The 15,281-nt window shown below is 43.0% G+C and carries 17 protein-coding genes; 7 read left to right on the forward strand and 10 right to left on the reverse strand.

Annotated elements, in window-relative coordinates; all coding sequences use genetic code 11:
* Window positions 1-108: 108 nt before the first annotated feature.
* Window positions 109-354, forward strand: coding sequence for a DUF2789 family protein (locus F946_RS03440; protein WP_004978928.1), 246 nt, complete (start codon window positions 109-111; stop codon window positions 352-354).
* Window positions 355-424: 70 nt separating this feature from the next.
* Complete coding sequence (locus tag F946_RS03445) at window positions 425-931, forward strand: DUF2628 domain-containing protein (RefSeq protein WP_004978930.1); 507 nt, start codon at window positions 425-427, stop codon at window positions 929-931.
* A 58-nt stretch (window positions 932-989) separates the two neighbouring features.
* On the opposite strand, the gene F946_RS03450 is transcribed toward F946_RS03445, so the two are convergent.
* Complete coding sequence (locus F946_RS03450) at window positions 990-1,847, reverse strand: LysR family transcriptional regulator (protein WP_004692542.1); 858 nt, start codon at window positions 1,845-1,847, stop codon at window positions 990-992.
* A 159-nt stretch (window positions 1,848-2,006) separates the two neighbouring features.
* Entirely contained in the window at window positions 2,007-2,243 is a 237-nt protein-coding gene (locus F946_RS03455; RefSeq protein WP_004692541.1) for a DUF2061 domain-containing protein, read from the reverse strand.
* Window positions 2,244-2,743: 500 nt separating this feature from the next.
* Here F946_RS03455 and leuC point away from each other — a divergent pair, with 500 nt between their 5' ends.
* The 4 genes from leuC (at window position 2,744) to leuB (ending at window position 6,626) form a co-directional block, all read left to right on the forward strand.
* On the forward strand, window positions 2,744-4,177 hold the full coding sequence (leuC, locus tag F946_RS03460; RefSeq protein ID WP_004978933.1) for a 3-isopropylmalate dehydratase large subunit: 1,434 nt from the start codon (window positions 2,744-2,746) through the stop codon (window positions 4,175-4,177).
* Between the two features lie 21 nt (window positions 4,178-4,198).
* On the forward strand, window positions 4,199-4,849 hold the full coding sequence (gene leuD, locus F946_RS03465; protein ID WP_004692538.1) for a 3-isopropylmalate dehydratase small subunit: 651 nt from the start codon (window positions 4,199-4,201) through the stop codon (window positions 4,847-4,849).
* A gap of 99 nt (window positions 4,850-4,948) precedes the next feature.
* The gene (locus F946_RS03470) at window positions 4,949-5,509 is read left to right on the forward strand and encodes a hypothetical protein (protein WP_004978936.1); all 561 of its coding nucleotides are present in this window, start codon (window positions 4,949-4,951) and stop codon (window positions 5,507-5,509) included.
* A gap of 37 nt (window positions 5,510-5,546) precedes the next feature.
* Window positions 5,547-6,626, forward strand: coding sequence for a 3-isopropylmalate dehydrogenase (leuB, locus tag F946_RS03475; RefSeq protein WP_004692535.1), 1,080 nt, complete (start codon window positions 5,547-5,549; stop codon window positions 6,624-6,626).
* 54 nt (window positions 6,627-6,680) lie between these two features.
* Here the strand turns inward: leuB and F946_RS03480 are convergent, their stop codons facing one another.
* The 3 genes from F946_RS03480 to infA all read right to left on the reverse strand — a co-directional run bounded on the left by F946_RS03480 (window position 6,681) and on the right by infA (window position 7,979).
* Complete coding sequence (locus F946_RS03480) at window positions 6,681-7,109, reverse strand: hypothetical protein (protein WP_004978939.1); 429 nt, start codon at window positions 7,107-7,109, stop codon at window positions 6,681-6,683.
* 117 nt (window positions 7,110-7,226) lie between these two features.
* Window positions 7,227-7,601, reverse strand: a complete 375-nt coding sequence (locus F946_RS03485) for a hypothetical protein (RefSeq protein ID WP_228128098.1) — start codon at window positions 7,599-7,601, stop codon at window positions 7,227-7,229.
* A 156-nt stretch (window positions 7,602-7,757) separates the two neighbouring features.
* Window positions 7,758-7,979, reverse strand: a complete 222-nt coding sequence (gene infA / locus F946_RS03490; RefSeq protein WP_004692529.1) for a translation initiation factor IF-1 — start codon at window positions 7,977-7,979, stop codon at window positions 7,758-7,760.
* Between the two features lie 230 nt (window positions 7,980-8,209).
* Between infA and F946_RS03495 the strand changes: the two genes are divergently transcribed.
* Window positions 8,210-9,217 carry an AraC family transcriptional regulator gene (locus F946_RS03495; protein WP_004692528.1) on the forward strand — a complete coding sequence of 336 codons (1,008 nt, stop codon included), beginning with the start codon at window positions 8,210-8,212 and terminating at the stop codon, window positions 9,215-9,217.
* 55 nt (window positions 9,218-9,272) lie between these two features.
* Here F946_RS03495 and truA read toward each other — a convergent pair whose 3' ends face one another.
* The 5 genes from truA to asd all read right to left on the reverse strand — a co-directional run bounded on the left by truA (window position 9,273) and on the right by asd (window position 15,098).
* Window positions 9,273-10,070 carry a tRNA pseudouridine(38-40) synthase TruA gene (gene truA / locus F946_RS03500; protein ID WP_004978946.1) on the reverse strand — a complete coding sequence of 266 codons (798 nt, stop codon included), beginning with the start codon at window positions 10,068-10,070 and terminating at the stop codon, window positions 9,273-9,275.
* Window positions 10,071-10,082: 12 nt separating this feature from the next.
* Window positions 10,083-11,051, reverse strand: a complete 969-nt coding sequence (locus tag F946_RS03505; protein WP_004978950.1) for an asparaginase — start codon at window positions 11,049-11,051, stop codon at window positions 10,083-10,085.
* A 49-nt stretch (window positions 11,052-11,100) separates the two neighbouring features.
* Entirely contained in the window at window positions 11,101-12,405 is a 1,305-nt protein-coding gene (locus F946_RS03510; RefSeq protein WP_004978952.1) for a hypothetical protein, read from the reverse strand.
* Window positions 12,406-12,470: 65 nt separating this feature from the next.
* Window positions 12,471-13,838, reverse strand: coding sequence for a FimV/HubP-related protein (locus F946_RS03515; protein WP_004978956.1), 1,368 nt, complete (start codon window positions 13,836-13,838; stop codon window positions 12,471-12,473).
* A gap of 141 nt (window positions 13,839-13,979) precedes the next feature.
* Entirely contained in the window at window positions 13,980-15,098 is a 1,119-nt protein-coding gene (gene asd, locus F946_RS03520; protein WP_004692521.1) for an aspartate-semialdehyde dehydrogenase, read from the reverse strand.
* Window positions 15,099-15,281 lie beyond the last annotated feature (183 nt).

Consider the following 15,281-nt stretch of genomic DNA (forward strand, 5'->3'; position numbering starts at 1 on the left):
CGGGCTAGAGGTGGGCTGATCTTGGAAAATTAACCAAATATGCTATGTTGAACCTTGGCTAAAACTATTTTGACTATGAAAAATTAGAACATAAGCGTGGAGAAAAATATGAGTGTACGACCAAGAATGACCCACCTGTTTGAGCAACTCGGTTTAGATGCGAGTGAAGAGGCCATCGCGTTGTTTATTGTAACGCATCAGCTCAACGCACAAACCACGATTGTTGATGCAGAGTATTGGACTGAAGCACAACGTCAGTTTTTGGCAGAAAAAATTAAATCGGACGGTGAGTGGGCTATTATTGTAGATCAGCTGAATGAATCCCTGCATGAAGATTCACTGATTCAAAAATAAACTGAGCTTAAAGAGGCTGAGCGTCGAAGCTTTGCCTCTCTTGATAAAAATAAGATAAAAGTAGAAATTTATGTCTCTCGATCATCAAACTTTTCCTGACTCTACATCTTTAGAACATGTCGCTTCAGTTAATCAACTAGAACAAGATCGTGCCCTGTTTGTCGGTTTGAAATATGAGTCTTACTATCAAGCTCAATTTGAAAAAATCACGCCAAAGAAACAATATGCAGGCTTTAATATTGCCGCATTTTTCTTAGGTGTGGTCTGGTTATTTTATCGAAAAATGTACAGTTATGGCTTTATGTCCATTGGTTTGATTGTGGTCATAGGGATGGTTGAAATAATTTTAGGGATTGAAAGTTCTGGTGCAAATATCGGCTTGGCCGTAGCCTTTGGAATGTTTGGGAATACCTTGTACAAGTATCATGTCGATCAGCAGATTGCCAAGATTCACCAGTTGGGAAGTGGAAGCGTCCATACTGAATTAGAAAATCGCGGTGGTACAAATCTCATAGCAGGTTCGATCTTGCTGGTGATGTGGCTTGGGCTGGTTGCATTGGCTATAAGTGCTTCTTAATTCGCTCGCGCAAAATAAAAAACCATCCTTGTGGATGGTTTTTTAATGCTTGTAAAGCTTAGTTCATCATTGCAATCAGCTCTTGCACCGCACGAGATTGGGTTCTGCCCGGATGCCAAACCATACCGAGTTGACGGTTCATTTCGAACTTCACATTCAACTGCTGTAGGTCTTGGTTAATCATCGTTTTTGGAAGCACTGACCAACCCAGTCCAATCGATGCCAACATACGAATCGACTCGAGTGGATTATTACTCATGGTGATTTTAGGTTTCAGCCCTTGTTTTTCAAACTCTGCCAAGGTGATTTGGCTGGTATAGGTTTGTGATGCAGGCAATAAACTTGGGTATTGAATCAGGTCTTCGAGTTGTAGGTTTTGCATTTGTGCTAGCGGATGAAACGGTGCTGCTACAAAAACTAAAGGATCTTCCCAAATGGTGACGTACTGCAAACGCTCATCGAGTTTGGGTGGAAGCGTTAAAAAAGCCAGCTCCAAATCACCCGCCAGTACTTTTTCATGTGCTTGCTCAGAATCGACAAAGTGCACATCTAAGGTGACATTTGGAAAGCTTTGCACATAGCTGCGTAAATGGCTCGGCAAGTGATGCAAACCAATATGGTGACTGGTGCCAATTTTGAGTTTGCCTTGGACCATGCCTTGTTCATGACTCAAGGTATGGTGAATGTCACCCAGTTCATTGAGCCAGTTTTTAACTTTAGGCAGCAGTGAATGTGCGGCATGCGTGGCTTGTACACCACGACCCGCAGACTCAAACAGTTTCACACCAAAATATTCTTCTAAACTATGAATACGTTTGGTTACAGCAGGTTGCGTAATGAAGAGCTGATCTGCGGCTAAAGAAATAGAGCCGGTTTCCATGACTTTTACAAAAGCTTCGAAGGCTGCAAGATTCATAAGGATAATCTAGTTATGAAAGTATAATTAAATTATAAAATAATTTTATATGAATTGCGATCTTTAAAATTAATAGTAGGTTATTTGGTCTGGACTGAAATAAAAAAAGATCACTTGATGTGATCTTTGGAGAGTTGAGAGGGTGCTTGATATAAAGGCTTAAGCGGGAATATTTTCTTCGGTGGTACGGTTCTTTTTCTCCCAAATACGTTCATGGAAAAAGAATGCGAAGGCTTGAACGGTTGGTTCTAATAAGCTGAGGGTGACCGCCATCCATAAGTTACCTGTGACAAAGTAAGCCACAATCATGGCCACAGTAATGTGCATGATGTAATAGCTTAGGGTTTTTTTGAATATGCGCTGATTGTTCGCTACAAATTTCTGAATGTTCGCCATAATAAATACCCTCTCAATAATGCCTTTCATTTGTAAATAGTAATTATTATCATTAATAAAGTCAAAATGAAATTTTGATTGCTCGTGATTGGGTTTTTGAATGCAAGGCGATGCAGTAGATTGTTTGGCATGTTTGACTTGAGAAAACAAGCTTCTGTAGATTTCACTCTTTTAGTCTATGCATAGGTCGCTGTCTTTCTATTCACATCAACGAAGCGAGCTTCAAAAGTATTGGTCTAAATAGGGGAGATAAGCCTTGCATCGCTGAGCAGGGAAATATACTGTGAGGCCTACAACAGTTTGAGAAATAGGCGTATAGGGCTTGAATTAAAACCAGCGGTGAGGGCTTGTAATCAAAGGGATTGAAACAAAGAGGTATAAATTTAAAATAATTCCAAAAAGTTTTTAAATTAATAAAAATGATAAATTAGATTTATGTGAAATCGTCGTTATAATCGATTTTAATGAAAGAATTACCCAGTCCAGTGGAGTCAATCGACATGGCAGGCGAAAACCAACAAGCAAAAACATTGTATGACAAATTGTGGGATGACCACTTAGTAAAACAACGCGACGATGGCTCGGCTTTACTCTATATCGACCGTCATTTATTACATGAAGTGACTTCTCCGCAAGCCTTTGAAGGTTTACAACTTGCGGGTCGTAAACCATGGCGTTTAAGTGCGAATGTGGCAACCCCTGATCATAACGTTCCAACATCGACCAAAGAGCGTTCAGAAGGAATCGCAGGTATTGAAGATGATACTTCACGTATCCAAGTTCAGACCTTAGACGACAACTGTAAAACCTTTAATGTGGTGCAGTTTGACATTAATGATGTGCGTCAAGGGATTGCACACGTGGTCGGGCCTGAGCAAGGTTTGACTTTACCGGGTATGACGGTGGTGTGTGGAGACTCTCATACGGCAACACATGGCGCATTTGGCTGTTTAGCACACGGGATTGGTACATCTGAAGTGGAGCATGTATTGGCAACCCAATGCTTGGTTCAAAAGAAGATGAAAAACATGTTGGTGCGTGTTGATGGTCAATTGGGTCAGGGCGTAACACCGAAAGATGTGGTTTTAGCCATCATTGGTAAAATTGGTACTGCGGGTGGTACAGGTCATGCCATCGAGTTTGGTGGTCGAGTGTTCCGTGATATGTCGATTGAAGGTCGTATGACGGTGTGTAATATGGCGATTGAAGGCGGTGCACGTGTAGGTATGGTTGCTGTCGATGACAAAACCATTGCCTATGTCAAAGACCGTCCATATGCACCACAAGGCGCACAGTGGGATGCTGCTGTTGCATATTGGAATACCTTACATTCGGATGCAGATGCGCATTTTGATACTGTAGTTGTATTGCAAGGTGAAGAGATTGAGCCACAAGTGTCTTGGGGCACATCGCCTGAAATGGTGATTCCAGTGACTCAAGCTGTACCAACTTTAGAACAAGCCAAAGATGAAGTGCAACGCAATGATTGGACGCGTGCTTATAACTACATGGGTTTAACCGCAGGTCAGGCGTTGGCAGATATTCAGTTAGACCGTGTCTTTATTGGTTCATGTACCAACTCTCGCATTGAAGATATTCGTGCCGCGGCTGAAGTGGCCAAAGGCAAAAAAGTGGCAAGTACCATTAAACAAGCCATGGTGGTTCCAGGGTCTGGTTTAGTCAAAGCGCAAGCCGAAGCTGAAGGCTTAGACAAAGTTTTGATTGAAGCAGGTTTTGAATGGCGTGAGCCAGGTTGTTCAATGTGTTTAGCCATGAATGCAGACAAATTACAACCCGGTGAGCACTGTGCATCGACCTCTAACCGTAACTTCGAAGGTCGTCAGGGCAATGGTGGTCGTACGCATTTGGTGAGTCCAGCAATGGCAGCCGCAGCAGCGATTGCAGGTCATTTTGTTGATGTGCGTTCATTTTAATTCGGGCTTGGGAGCATAGACATGAAAAAATATACCGTTGAACAGGGTATCGTTGCACCTTTAGACCGTGCCAATGTCGATACAGACTTGATCATTCCAAAACAGTTTTTGAAATCCATTAAGCGCACGGGTTTTGGTGAAAACTTATTTGATGAGTTGCGTTATTTAGATGAAGGTTTTTTAGGACAAGACAATTCTAAACGTCCTAAAAACCCTGATTTTGCATTGAATCAGCCACGTTACCAAGGTGCAAGCATCTTAATTTCTCGTGCGAACTTTGGTTGTGGTTCAAGCCGTGAACATGCGCCTTGGGCATTGGAAGAATATGGTTTCCGTACTGTGATTGCACCCAGCTATGCCGACATTTTCTTTAATAATAGTTTCAAAAATGGCATGTTACCTGTGATTTTGTCTGAAGAGATTGTTGACCAACTTTTCAAAGAATGTGCAGCAACAGAAGGCTATCAGTTGACGATTGATTTGGATGCGCAAGAAGTGCGTACACCATCGGGTGAAGCCTTCACATTTGAAGTCGATCCGTTTCGTAAGCACTGTTTGTTAAATGGTTTGGATGATATTGGGTTAACTTTACAGGTTGCAGATGACATCAAAGCCTATGAAGAAAAGACCAAAGCATCACGTCCGTGGGTGTTTGCTGAAATTCATGCTTAATTGAAAATTCGATGCATCTAGTGCTTGGGGCCATCTCTTGTTAATATCGAGCAAAAGAATTTTAAACGTTTTGCTACTGGTAAAGGTTGGGCTTGAACAATGGTGACGAGTTACAGTCGTATCGCTCTACTGGCGTTGGTGGGAACATTAACTGCCTGCCAAAGCATGAATACGGCAAGCATAAAGCGGATTCAGGATACCCCAGCGAGTAAAAATAATGCACAGCTTTACTGTACTGGTACGGTGAGCTGCGAATTTGAACGATGGAATCAGATCAAAATTGTGGATGCAGAAAATCATCGTGTCAGCCGTGAGGCCATTCGAGAGAAGGTCGTGCGTCTAAAACGAGATGATTTGAATGAAGCGAATGCCTTGTTTCTGTCAGTGCCAGCGGGGCAACATGAACTGGTGATTCGCTTCTATCCTGTTTCGGTCGATCGTGCTGAAACGCTGCATGTGATTCATCGGTTTAAGCCTGCGGAACGCTACACCTTTAGAATGTTCCGTGCGCGAAGTCGACATCAGGGAAGCTTGTTGAATATGTCTGCACCTGACCCTTTGTGTGTCGATTTAAAGCAAAACCAAAGAACAATTCGTCGTTTTTGCAAACCTTACAATGTCTTAAATGGCTTGGGCGAGTTTGTAGAACAAAAACTTTAATCGTGTGAGTTAGAACTCACCAACAATGGAATATTTCATGTCTAAACATATTTTGATTTTGGCTGGTGACGGCATTGGTCCTGAAATTGTAAAAGCCGCAGAGCAGGTACTTACACGAGTCAATGATCAATTCAATTTAGGTTTAACGTGGGAACAGGGCCTACTCGGTGGGGCTGCCATTGATGCACACGGTTCACCTTATCCAGATGTGACCGCAGTACAAGCCAAAAATGCAGACGCGATTTTACTTGGTGCGGTGGGTGGTCCGAAGTGGGACAACATTGAGCGTTCGATTCGTCCAGAGCGTGGTTTGTTAAAAATTCGTAGTGAATTAAACTTATTCGCGAACTTACGTCCAGCTATTTTATATCCGCAATTGGCAGATGCATCAAGCTTAAAGCCTGAAATTGTAGCGGGTCTTGATATTCTCATCGTTCGTGAATTAACAGGCGGGATTTACTTCGGTCAGCCACGTGGTATTCGTGAACTTGAGAATGGTGAAAAACAAGGCTTTAACACCGACGTTTATGCTGAGTCTGAAATTAAGCGTATTGCGAAAGTGGCTTTTGAAATGGCCAGTTTACGTGGTGGTAAAGTTTGTTCTGTTGATAAAGCCAACGTCCTTGAAGTGACGGAGCTTTGGAAGCAAACCGTAACGGCGATGAAAGAAGCTGACTATCCAAACATTAACTTATCGCATATGTATGTCGATAATGCTGCAATGCAATTGGTGCGCGCGCCTAAACAGTTTGACGTGATTGTGACAGGTAACTTATTTGGTGACATCTTGTCTGATGAAGCCGCGATGTTGACAGGTTCAATTGGGATGTTGCCATCAGCATCCTTAGATGAAAATGCGAAAGGGATGTATGAGCCATGCCATGGTTCGGCGCCTGATATCGCAGGACAAAATATTGCCAACCCATTAGCCACTATTCTTTCAGTGGCTATGATGTTGCGTTATACCTTCCGTGAAGAAGCTGCTGCTCAAGCGATTGAAGATGCAGTAGGCAATGTCCTAGATCAAGGCTTGCGTACCGCTGATATCATGTCTGAAGGCATGAGCAAAGTAGGTACTGCGGAAATGGGGCAGGCGGTTGTGGCTGCACTGAACTAAGCCAAAAATAATTTGAAAACGCAGCCATCCGCTGCGTTTTTTTATGCTCAAGATTTAATAACCTTTGCAAGCTTTACCCCGATATTGAATTGATTGCGCAATACTATCTTTTAACCAGAAGTGGACTTGGCACTCTAACTGAACATCATAAAATGGTGTATGTGTGGGAATAGGAATCGCACCGACACTGCTGTCGCTACGCATAGTGGGCATAGGGGTTGGAATTTGAATCCGTCTGACAATGGTGTAACTCAGTTGGTTTGGTGTTTGAATCGGCGCACCTAAGGTTTCATAACCGAGTTGACGTAAGTTGAGTTCGCGCCGAATGCTCGATACATCTTGACCGATATATTGTTCTAAATAGTCAGGGAGCGCAATTTTAGCGGGTGAAACGACGGTCTGGTGTTGCGTTGGAGAACTGCCACAAGCTTGAAGCAGTAGAAAGCAGATGGAACTAAAGAAACTGACAATAAAGGGCTTCATGATCATCCCCTAAGCAGAGAAAGACCCTTTTAGTATTGTATATCTGAACGTTCGTTTGAGTATGCTTCGAGTAATTTGAGATAAACGGTATATAGATGGTTCAACATAACATAGCTGTTAACATGCTTTGCCGATGTAGTGAATAGATTCCACAAGATCATCATGCAGTCTGAACTCAATTTTGCATTTCATTTCAATATTCAGGCTACCGCTGGAAGGTGTTGGAATGGGCGCACCCATACTGACACTAGTCCCAAGATTGGGAGTGCCCATCGGAATAGGCATATTGCGTAGCAGGGTGTAGGTTAGTTTCTCGGGGGTATGTACAGGAGCACCGAGTACTTTATAGCCCATGCTATTGAGGTTGAGTTGATTTTGAACTTGATCTGACGATTGTCCGATGTAGTGTTGTAAGGTTTGGTTGAGCTGCGTTTGGCTTGTTGTGGCACAAGCAACACAGAGTATTGGGAACAGTAAAATAGCTCGCTTCATTGTAGTCATTTTCATTATTGTTTTGGCGTATTAGGTTGTTATTGCATTTAATTATAGTTTGATTGTTGGTTTAAATATAGTCGATGTATAACGTTTAGTCTGAGCGCAGACATTAAAAAAGCCACTTAAAAAGTGGCTTTTTCGCTTCGCTAAAACTTAGCGCGCACGATAAGTGATACGACCCTTAGACAAATCATAAGGTGTCATTTCTACTTTAACACTGTCGCCAGTCAAAATACGAATATAGTGTTTACGCATTTTACCAGAGATGTGAGCAATCACTTCATGACCGTTTTCTAAACGTACACGAAACATAGTATTAGGAAGCGTCTCGGTGACAACGCCTTCGAACTCGATGAGTTCCTCTTTATTGGCCATAGCCTACCTGAATGAATAAATTGGAAAGGCGCAAATTATAGTCAATTTTTTTGCATAAAACAAGGCGGAATGGGCGGTTGCCTGATCATCTGTCAGTAAAATAAGCGAACAAGCGGAATAAATATTTTCAACAAAAAAACTGTATAAGTTGTTGTCAGTTCGGTCAATCGCAGTTAATCTAATTTTAATGTTTTATGTATAAATGAAGAACATACAAGGAAGGTTCTAGCGTGGGTCAGCTAACGGATGCATCGGTTGTATTGCGATTAGGCTACCAAGCGATTCGTCGTTCAGGGTTGCCAACAGAAGAGATTTTAACAAAGGCTGGTGTTGCATTAAATCAGATGGAAACCAATGAGCGTACGCCTTTGAGCGCACAATACGCTTTTTGGGTGGCGGCAGAAGAGGTGAGCCGAGATCCAGACATCGGTCTACATTTGGGTGAAAATCTGCCTTTATACCGTGGCCAAGTGATTGAGCATTTGTTTATTTCATCCGAAAACTTCGGTGAGGGATTGAAGCGTGCTTTGGCTTATCAGCGCTTGATCAGTGATGCCTTTCATGCCAAGTTGGTGGTTGAAGATGACCGGTGTTATTTGACCAATGGGGAACAACCTTGGGCTGAAAATTTGGTCAATCGACATTTTTCTGAATGTGCGATGTCTGGTATTTTACGGTTCTTTAAATTTATTACTGAAGGGCGCTTTGAACCGATCTATATTGATTTTAACTTCAGTAAAGGCGCGTTTGATGATGAGTATTTCCGCGTATATGAGTGCCCTGTTAGTCTAGGGCAAAAAGAAACCCGCTTATATTTTGACCCAAGTATTTTGGCTTATCCGTTGTGGCAGGCGGAACCTGAATTATTACAACTGCATGAGCAGTTAGCGATTGAAAAACTTCAAGAATTAGCCCGTTATGATTTGGTGGGTGAAGTGCGTCGCGCGATAGGTTCAACCCTAGAAAGTGGCGAAACCACACTTGAAACAGTGGCTTCACAGCTCAGTATTACCCCAAGGCGTTTACGCACACAGCTTAGTGAGGCGAATACCAGCTTTCAGCAAATTTTGTCTGATTATCGCTGCCGTTTGGCGAAAAAACTTTTGGCCAATACGGCTGAAAGTGTAGAGCGTATCGTGTATTTGACGGGCTTTTCTGAGCCAAGTACCTTCTATCGTGCATTTAAACGCTGGACCAATGAAACCCCAGTGGAATATCGCAAGCGTAAGCAGCGTTAAGAAATTCCTCCTAACCTCCTTTAAAAAAGCAGGCGGGGGAGGATTCAAAAATAAATTATTCAGGCATATTGAGCCAGTGCGGTCCAAGCGGCCGCTTTGGTAGCTCAAACTGCGCTGGATAGTCGGCATGAATGAAATATAGCCCATCAGGAGGGGCTGTAATGCCTGCGGCTTTGCGGTCTTCTGCTGCGAAAATAGCCTCAATATGCTCGACTTCATACAGACCTTGACCAATTTCCAGTAAGCAGCCCATGATATTACGGACCATATGGTGCAAGAAGCCATCAGCCTGAATGTCGAGGACCAAATATGGACCATGTTGAATCAAGCGACAATGGCTGACATGGCGCACAGGTTGATTGGATTGGCATGCGGCTGCACGGAAGCTTTCAAAATTATGCGTACCTTCGAACTTTTGAGCAGCTTGCATCATCTTCGCTACATCTAGCGCATAATAGGCATGTGTGACTTGTTTATGCATAAGAGCAGGGCGTTGCGGGTGGTTATAGACGACATAACGATAACGACGTGCCTGCGCTTTGAAGCGTGCATGAAAGTCTTGATCCATCGCTTTGATCCACTGGATCGAGATATCTTTTGGCAGTTGGCTGTTGCAGCCCATTAACCAACTGCGCTCTGAACGAAGTGCAGAACTATCAAAATGCGCCACCATATTGGTGGCATGAACGCCAGCATCGGTACGACCTGCACCATGTAAGCTAATCGGTTCATTGGCAATTTTAGAGAGTACTTGTTCAATCGTCTCTTGTACGCTGATCACACCTGTTTGCTGGGTTTGCCAACCACGATAGTGTGTTCCACAAAACTCAATGCCGATCGCAAAACGTTGCATATGTACCTCAAATTAACCCAAATCATGCCAATGGCTGAAGCGTGCTTCAGCAGTGGGGTATTGTAAATACATTTTGAGGGCTTTGGCATACAGATCTGCATGCCCGAGGCAATCACTGACAATTATTTTGGCTTGGGTTGTCCACGCGGCAACTGCGTAGCGCTGATCAGTACGCCCGAAAGGGACTTGGGTGCTTAAGATAACAACACAGCCTTGTGCGTAAAATTCATCGAAAAGTGCAATCAGCTCAGCATTTACGGCTAAATTACCCGTTCCAAAACCCTGTAAAATGAGGAAATGTGGTGGGGCTGTAAGCAGGTTTTTCAAATTCTGCAATTGTTGCGCTAAGGCAACAGGTTGCATCATCAGATTGAGGCAATTGAACTGGTGGGATTGTTCTACATCACCTGTTTGTACAATGTGTGTTTTTAAGCTATGTGGAATCGGCTGTTCAGCCATGACGCCTGTAAAAGCATCCAGTTCTGTGGTATGTCGTTTTAACGCGGTTTGCGCATGCAATACCTGTTGATGAAAAGCCAGATACACTCCGACAGGATGTTTCGCCACGGCATCTAAGGCAAAATTCAAATTACTAATGGCATCGCTAAATTCACGCGTATCTGTGCCTTGTACATTAAGCAATGGATATTGGCTACCTGTGAAAACCACACGTGCGGAGTCTGCGATAAAGTGTGCAGCGACAGCACTGGCATAGCTTAAGGTATCTGTGCCATGAATCACGACAAAATGCTGGAATTGTTTCAGTTGTAATTGTTGAATCAGCTGAATCAGCAATAACCAGTCTTCAGCCGTACAGGCGCTACTGTCTTTAATGACAGGTGCAATAAAACATTCAATGTCGAGATGAATCGGCAAGACATGTGTGAGCTTGGGAATAAAGTCTTCGGCAGGCATTGGTTGTAAGGGTTCGCCAATACAGCCAAAGGTTCCACCCATATAGATAAGCGCAATTTTTTTCATTATAAAAAAAGCAGTCGGTGATGACTGCTTTAGTTTAAAACGAAATGGCTTAGGATGCTATGCGACTCAGCAACTGTTCTACTTGCTGACGTTGTTCCGTAGAGTAATTTGGTTCTTGTTCAACCAAAATTTCACGTGCAGCTTCGAAAGCGCCGAGTTGAATGTATTGCTCAGCCAATTCAAGGTTTAAGTGTATTTCATTGACTTCGCTCAGTTGAGGGAAAGACTGCACCAGAGGATCGCTTTGATCCGTCGTATTGGCAGGCGCATTAGACTCTAGACTAAAACTGGGGCTTGGCGTAACAACTGCTGGTGTTTCTTCTACTATCGCTTCACTTGGGCTCACCGTATTGAAAGAAAAAGCAGGGATGTCTTTTGCAGCTTCAGCCGTGGATTCGCTTGAAAAATCAAATGTAAATTCAGGACGCTCATCTGCAGCATGCGGTGAAGTTTCTACTTCTGGCGCTGTTGTAGCTGCTGTGTCAAGATTGAACGAAAAATCTAAAGGTTGGATGTCGGCTGCAGCAGTTTCTGCTGGTTGGGCAGGCGTGCTTTCTAAAGAGAGTGAACCGAAATCGAGCGGTTTAAGTTCTTCAGCAGGTTTGGCTGGTTCTGCTGTTGGTGTATTTAAACTAGAGATATCAAATTCTAAGCTTTGAACTTCGATGCTCGGTTCAGGTTGAGCAGGTGTCGTGGTGGTAAATGCTGAGGTATCAAAATCAAGCGGTTTAATGTCTTGAACAGGTTCAACAACAGAAGCCTGCACAGGAGCGGGATTGTTTGATGACATCAGGGCATCAAAGTCAGCAGTATTGGTTACTTCTACTACAGGTTTTGGTGCAGATGGTGCAATTTCAGTTGGTTTAAACTCAATCGTATCATGGCTAGTATTTTGATTTAATTGTTCGTAATCCGATTTTTTGGCTTCTGCTTGCGCCAAAATATCATCCAGTTCTAAAGAACGTAAATGATTCAGCAATTGGCTGATGGCAAACTCGTCTTTCTGGAGCAAGTGAATATCGAGCAGCAGTAAATATAATTCGTGTTGTGAATTGTCTTTATTTAGGGCTTGGTTGATTTGTGCTTCAGCTGAGAAGAAATTGCGGTCGCGAATTTGACCTTCAATTTTATTACGTAGATCTGTAGCGAGTGGTGTCGTGGCTTTTTTAGCGACAACATCTTCAACAACTTGAGTTTGTTGTGGGGATTTTTTAGACGAACTGGTTTTTTTGGCTTTGTTTTTTGCAGCAACCGCTTTTTGAGTTTTTGGTTCTGCTTCTTTACTCGCCTCACGCTTTTTTAAGACTATGGCAACAACCAATAGTAAGATAAATGGAATCACATAAATAAGCATGTTTTACCCCTTTTGAACTTGTCTTTGTGCAAGTTCATCCAAAATCAAATAATCAAAATAACACTTTAGTGTGTTGGCTTTTTCTCAGTTTGTTGTGCTTTCAATTGTTGTTGCAATTGTGCAAGACGAGCGTTTAGTAATTGAATTCTCTGATCTTTCTGATTAAGTGCCACTTCTAATTGTGTTACGTTTCTCTGTAATTTAACGGTTTTTTCACGGGATGTCATAACTTTTAATGACAACTCGTTTGATGTTTGATTCTTTTCTGTCGACTTCTTGGCAGAACCGTGGCTTGAATCTTGCTCTTTCTCTGCAACCAAACTCATCTCGGCTTGATTGAGGCGGTATTTCGCCTTGCCAGATTGCTGTGAGCTTTGTTTTGGAAGTGATGAAACGGAGACTTTCTGCTCTGATTTTGCCGTTTGTAGACCTGTTAAATTGAGATTGGCACCACGACGTAAGCGGTTTACGTCCCCTTGAATAAAGGCATGTTCATTCTTGGCTTTAATTTGTTGCATGACTTCACCGACAGGACGGTTTTCTTCAGCAGCAATACGCGATGCAATGCCCCATAGAGATTCATTCGACCGAACTACATGGGCACTTTGAGGTGCGGCTTGGCGTGCAGTAGTTGCAGGGGCAGCAGGTGTTGTTTTTGCTGTCGATGAAGTGGCTTGAGGGTTAGCCTGTGCTGAAATAGGTGTATCTGATTTTTGAACTGAATCGGCATACTTTTGCACCAACGGATCTGCCGATTTTTTTGCTTGAGTAATAGGTTCAACCCGTGGAGCTGGTGTTTGAGCGGCTGCAGCAATTTGTGTAGAGGCTACTGAAATAACTTGCGTTGGCGCCGAAATAGCGGTCGCACTCATGCTTGGTGGGGTATGGTTATTGAGTTTGAGGGGTGTTGTATTTGTCGTCGGCGTAGCTGTTGTTTTTAAGCTATTGAATTGTGTGCTGACAGGTAAGTTCAGTGCAATATCTTTTTCGTTGACAATCACTACCGGTTTTAAGGCTTTTTCATTATTATTCGCGCGGGCTTGAAGTGCTGCCGAGCGTTTATTGGCTGTTTTAATATGTTGTAGTCGTGCCGCATTGCCTTCTTTGATTTTGACGACAATGTTCAGTTCTGCTTCCGTTAAAGGACGTGAAGAGGTAATCGTAATCACACCGGTACTGGCACTGGTACGACGGGTAAAAAAGTTCAGATTACTGGGCGGCTGATGCATGACACCAAGAGACATCAAATCTTCTGCGCTGGCTAGACTGGCTTGAATGGGAGCATTCGGATCGGCATCGTGAAAGTTCAATTCTGCATACAACAGTTCCCCAGGTGCAGACTGAATTTGAATAGGATCAACAGTGATCGCATTCACATTTTGCGAAGCAATAATGGCTAAAATGGCTATCTTTAATTTGTTATTTACGGTCATCTTAATCTTTAGCTCGGTCACAGATCGCAAAGCGAAAATTATAGATTAGCGAGTTGTGTGTTATTTGTAAAACGTTAACATCAGGGTTACAAAAAAAAGCCGATCAAGTGTGATCGGCTTAATACTTTAGCGGGTAAATGCTTAAGTATTTTTGTAGTCAATCAGGATACGGAGCATACGACGTAAGGGTTCCGCAGCACCCCAAAGCAATTGATCACCGACAGTGAAAGCACCTAAGTACTCTTTGCCCATATTCAATTTGCGTAGACGACCAACAGGAACTGTTAATGTGCCTGTTACAGCCACAGGTGTTAAGTCAGTCATAGACGCTTCACGGGTATTTGGAACCACTTTTGCCCATTGGTTTGCGCTACGTAACATATCTTCGATTTCATCGAGAGGCACGTCTTTCTTCAGCTTTAATGTTAAAGCTTGAGAGTGACAACGCATCGCACCAATACGCACACAATGACCGTCAATCGGAACGATTTGCTGGTTGCCCAAGATCTTGTTGGTTTCAACTTGACCTTTCCATTCTTCTTTCGACTGACCGCTGTCTAATTGTTTGTCGATATAAGGAATGAGTGAGCCTGCTAATGGCACGCCGAAGTTTGCTGAAGGGAAACCTTCGCCACGTTGTAATTCCGCAATTTTAGAGTCAATATCTAGAATTGGGGAGCGTGGGTCATCTAACAAATCTTTGGTGTTGTTGTACAAATAGCCCATACCAGAGATCAGTTCACGCATATTTTGCGCACCAGCACCCGATGCTGCTTGATAAGTCATCGAGGTTGCCCATTCCACTAAATTGTTTTGGAATAAACCGCCTAAGCCCATCAGCATCAGTGAAACTGTACAGTTACCGCCCACGAATGTTTTGGTGCCGTTCACTAAACCATCTTTAATCACGTTCATGTTGACAGGGTCAAGTACGATGATGGCTTCATCTTCCATACGAAGTGTAGATGCCGCATCAATCCAATAGCCTGTCCAGTTTTCTGCTTTGAGCTTCGGGAAAACTTCTGAGGTATAGTCGCCGCCTTGGCAGGTAATAATGACATCCATTTGCTTCAGACTGTTAATGTCTGATGCATCCATAAGTGCTGGGGCAGTTTTACCGCCAAACGCAGGCGCTTCACCGCCTGCATTACTGGTAGAGAAATAAAATGGCTCAAAATGAGCAAAATCATTCTCTTCAACCATACGTTGCATAAGGACGGAACCAACCATCCCGCGCCAACCGACCAGACCTACTTTCATGTCACTTTGCCTCGGTGCGTTAAAAATTAAAAGGGGATTCGAGTGTATCAAAAGAGCGCTTAACTGCAAGCACTACACAATGAAAACAGCAAATATATTGTGCAATATATCTTGTTTATGTTACATGCAAAATTGATATTAATTTATGAATCTACAAAAAATTAAGAATATAAGAGTGGGTAT

It is taken from the genome of Acinetobacter johnsonii ANC 3681, from assembly GCF_000368805.1.
In the GTDB taxonomy this organism is placed as follows: Bacteria; Pseudomonadota; Gammaproteobacteria; order Pseudomonadales; family Moraxellaceae; genus Acinetobacter; species Acinetobacter johnsonii.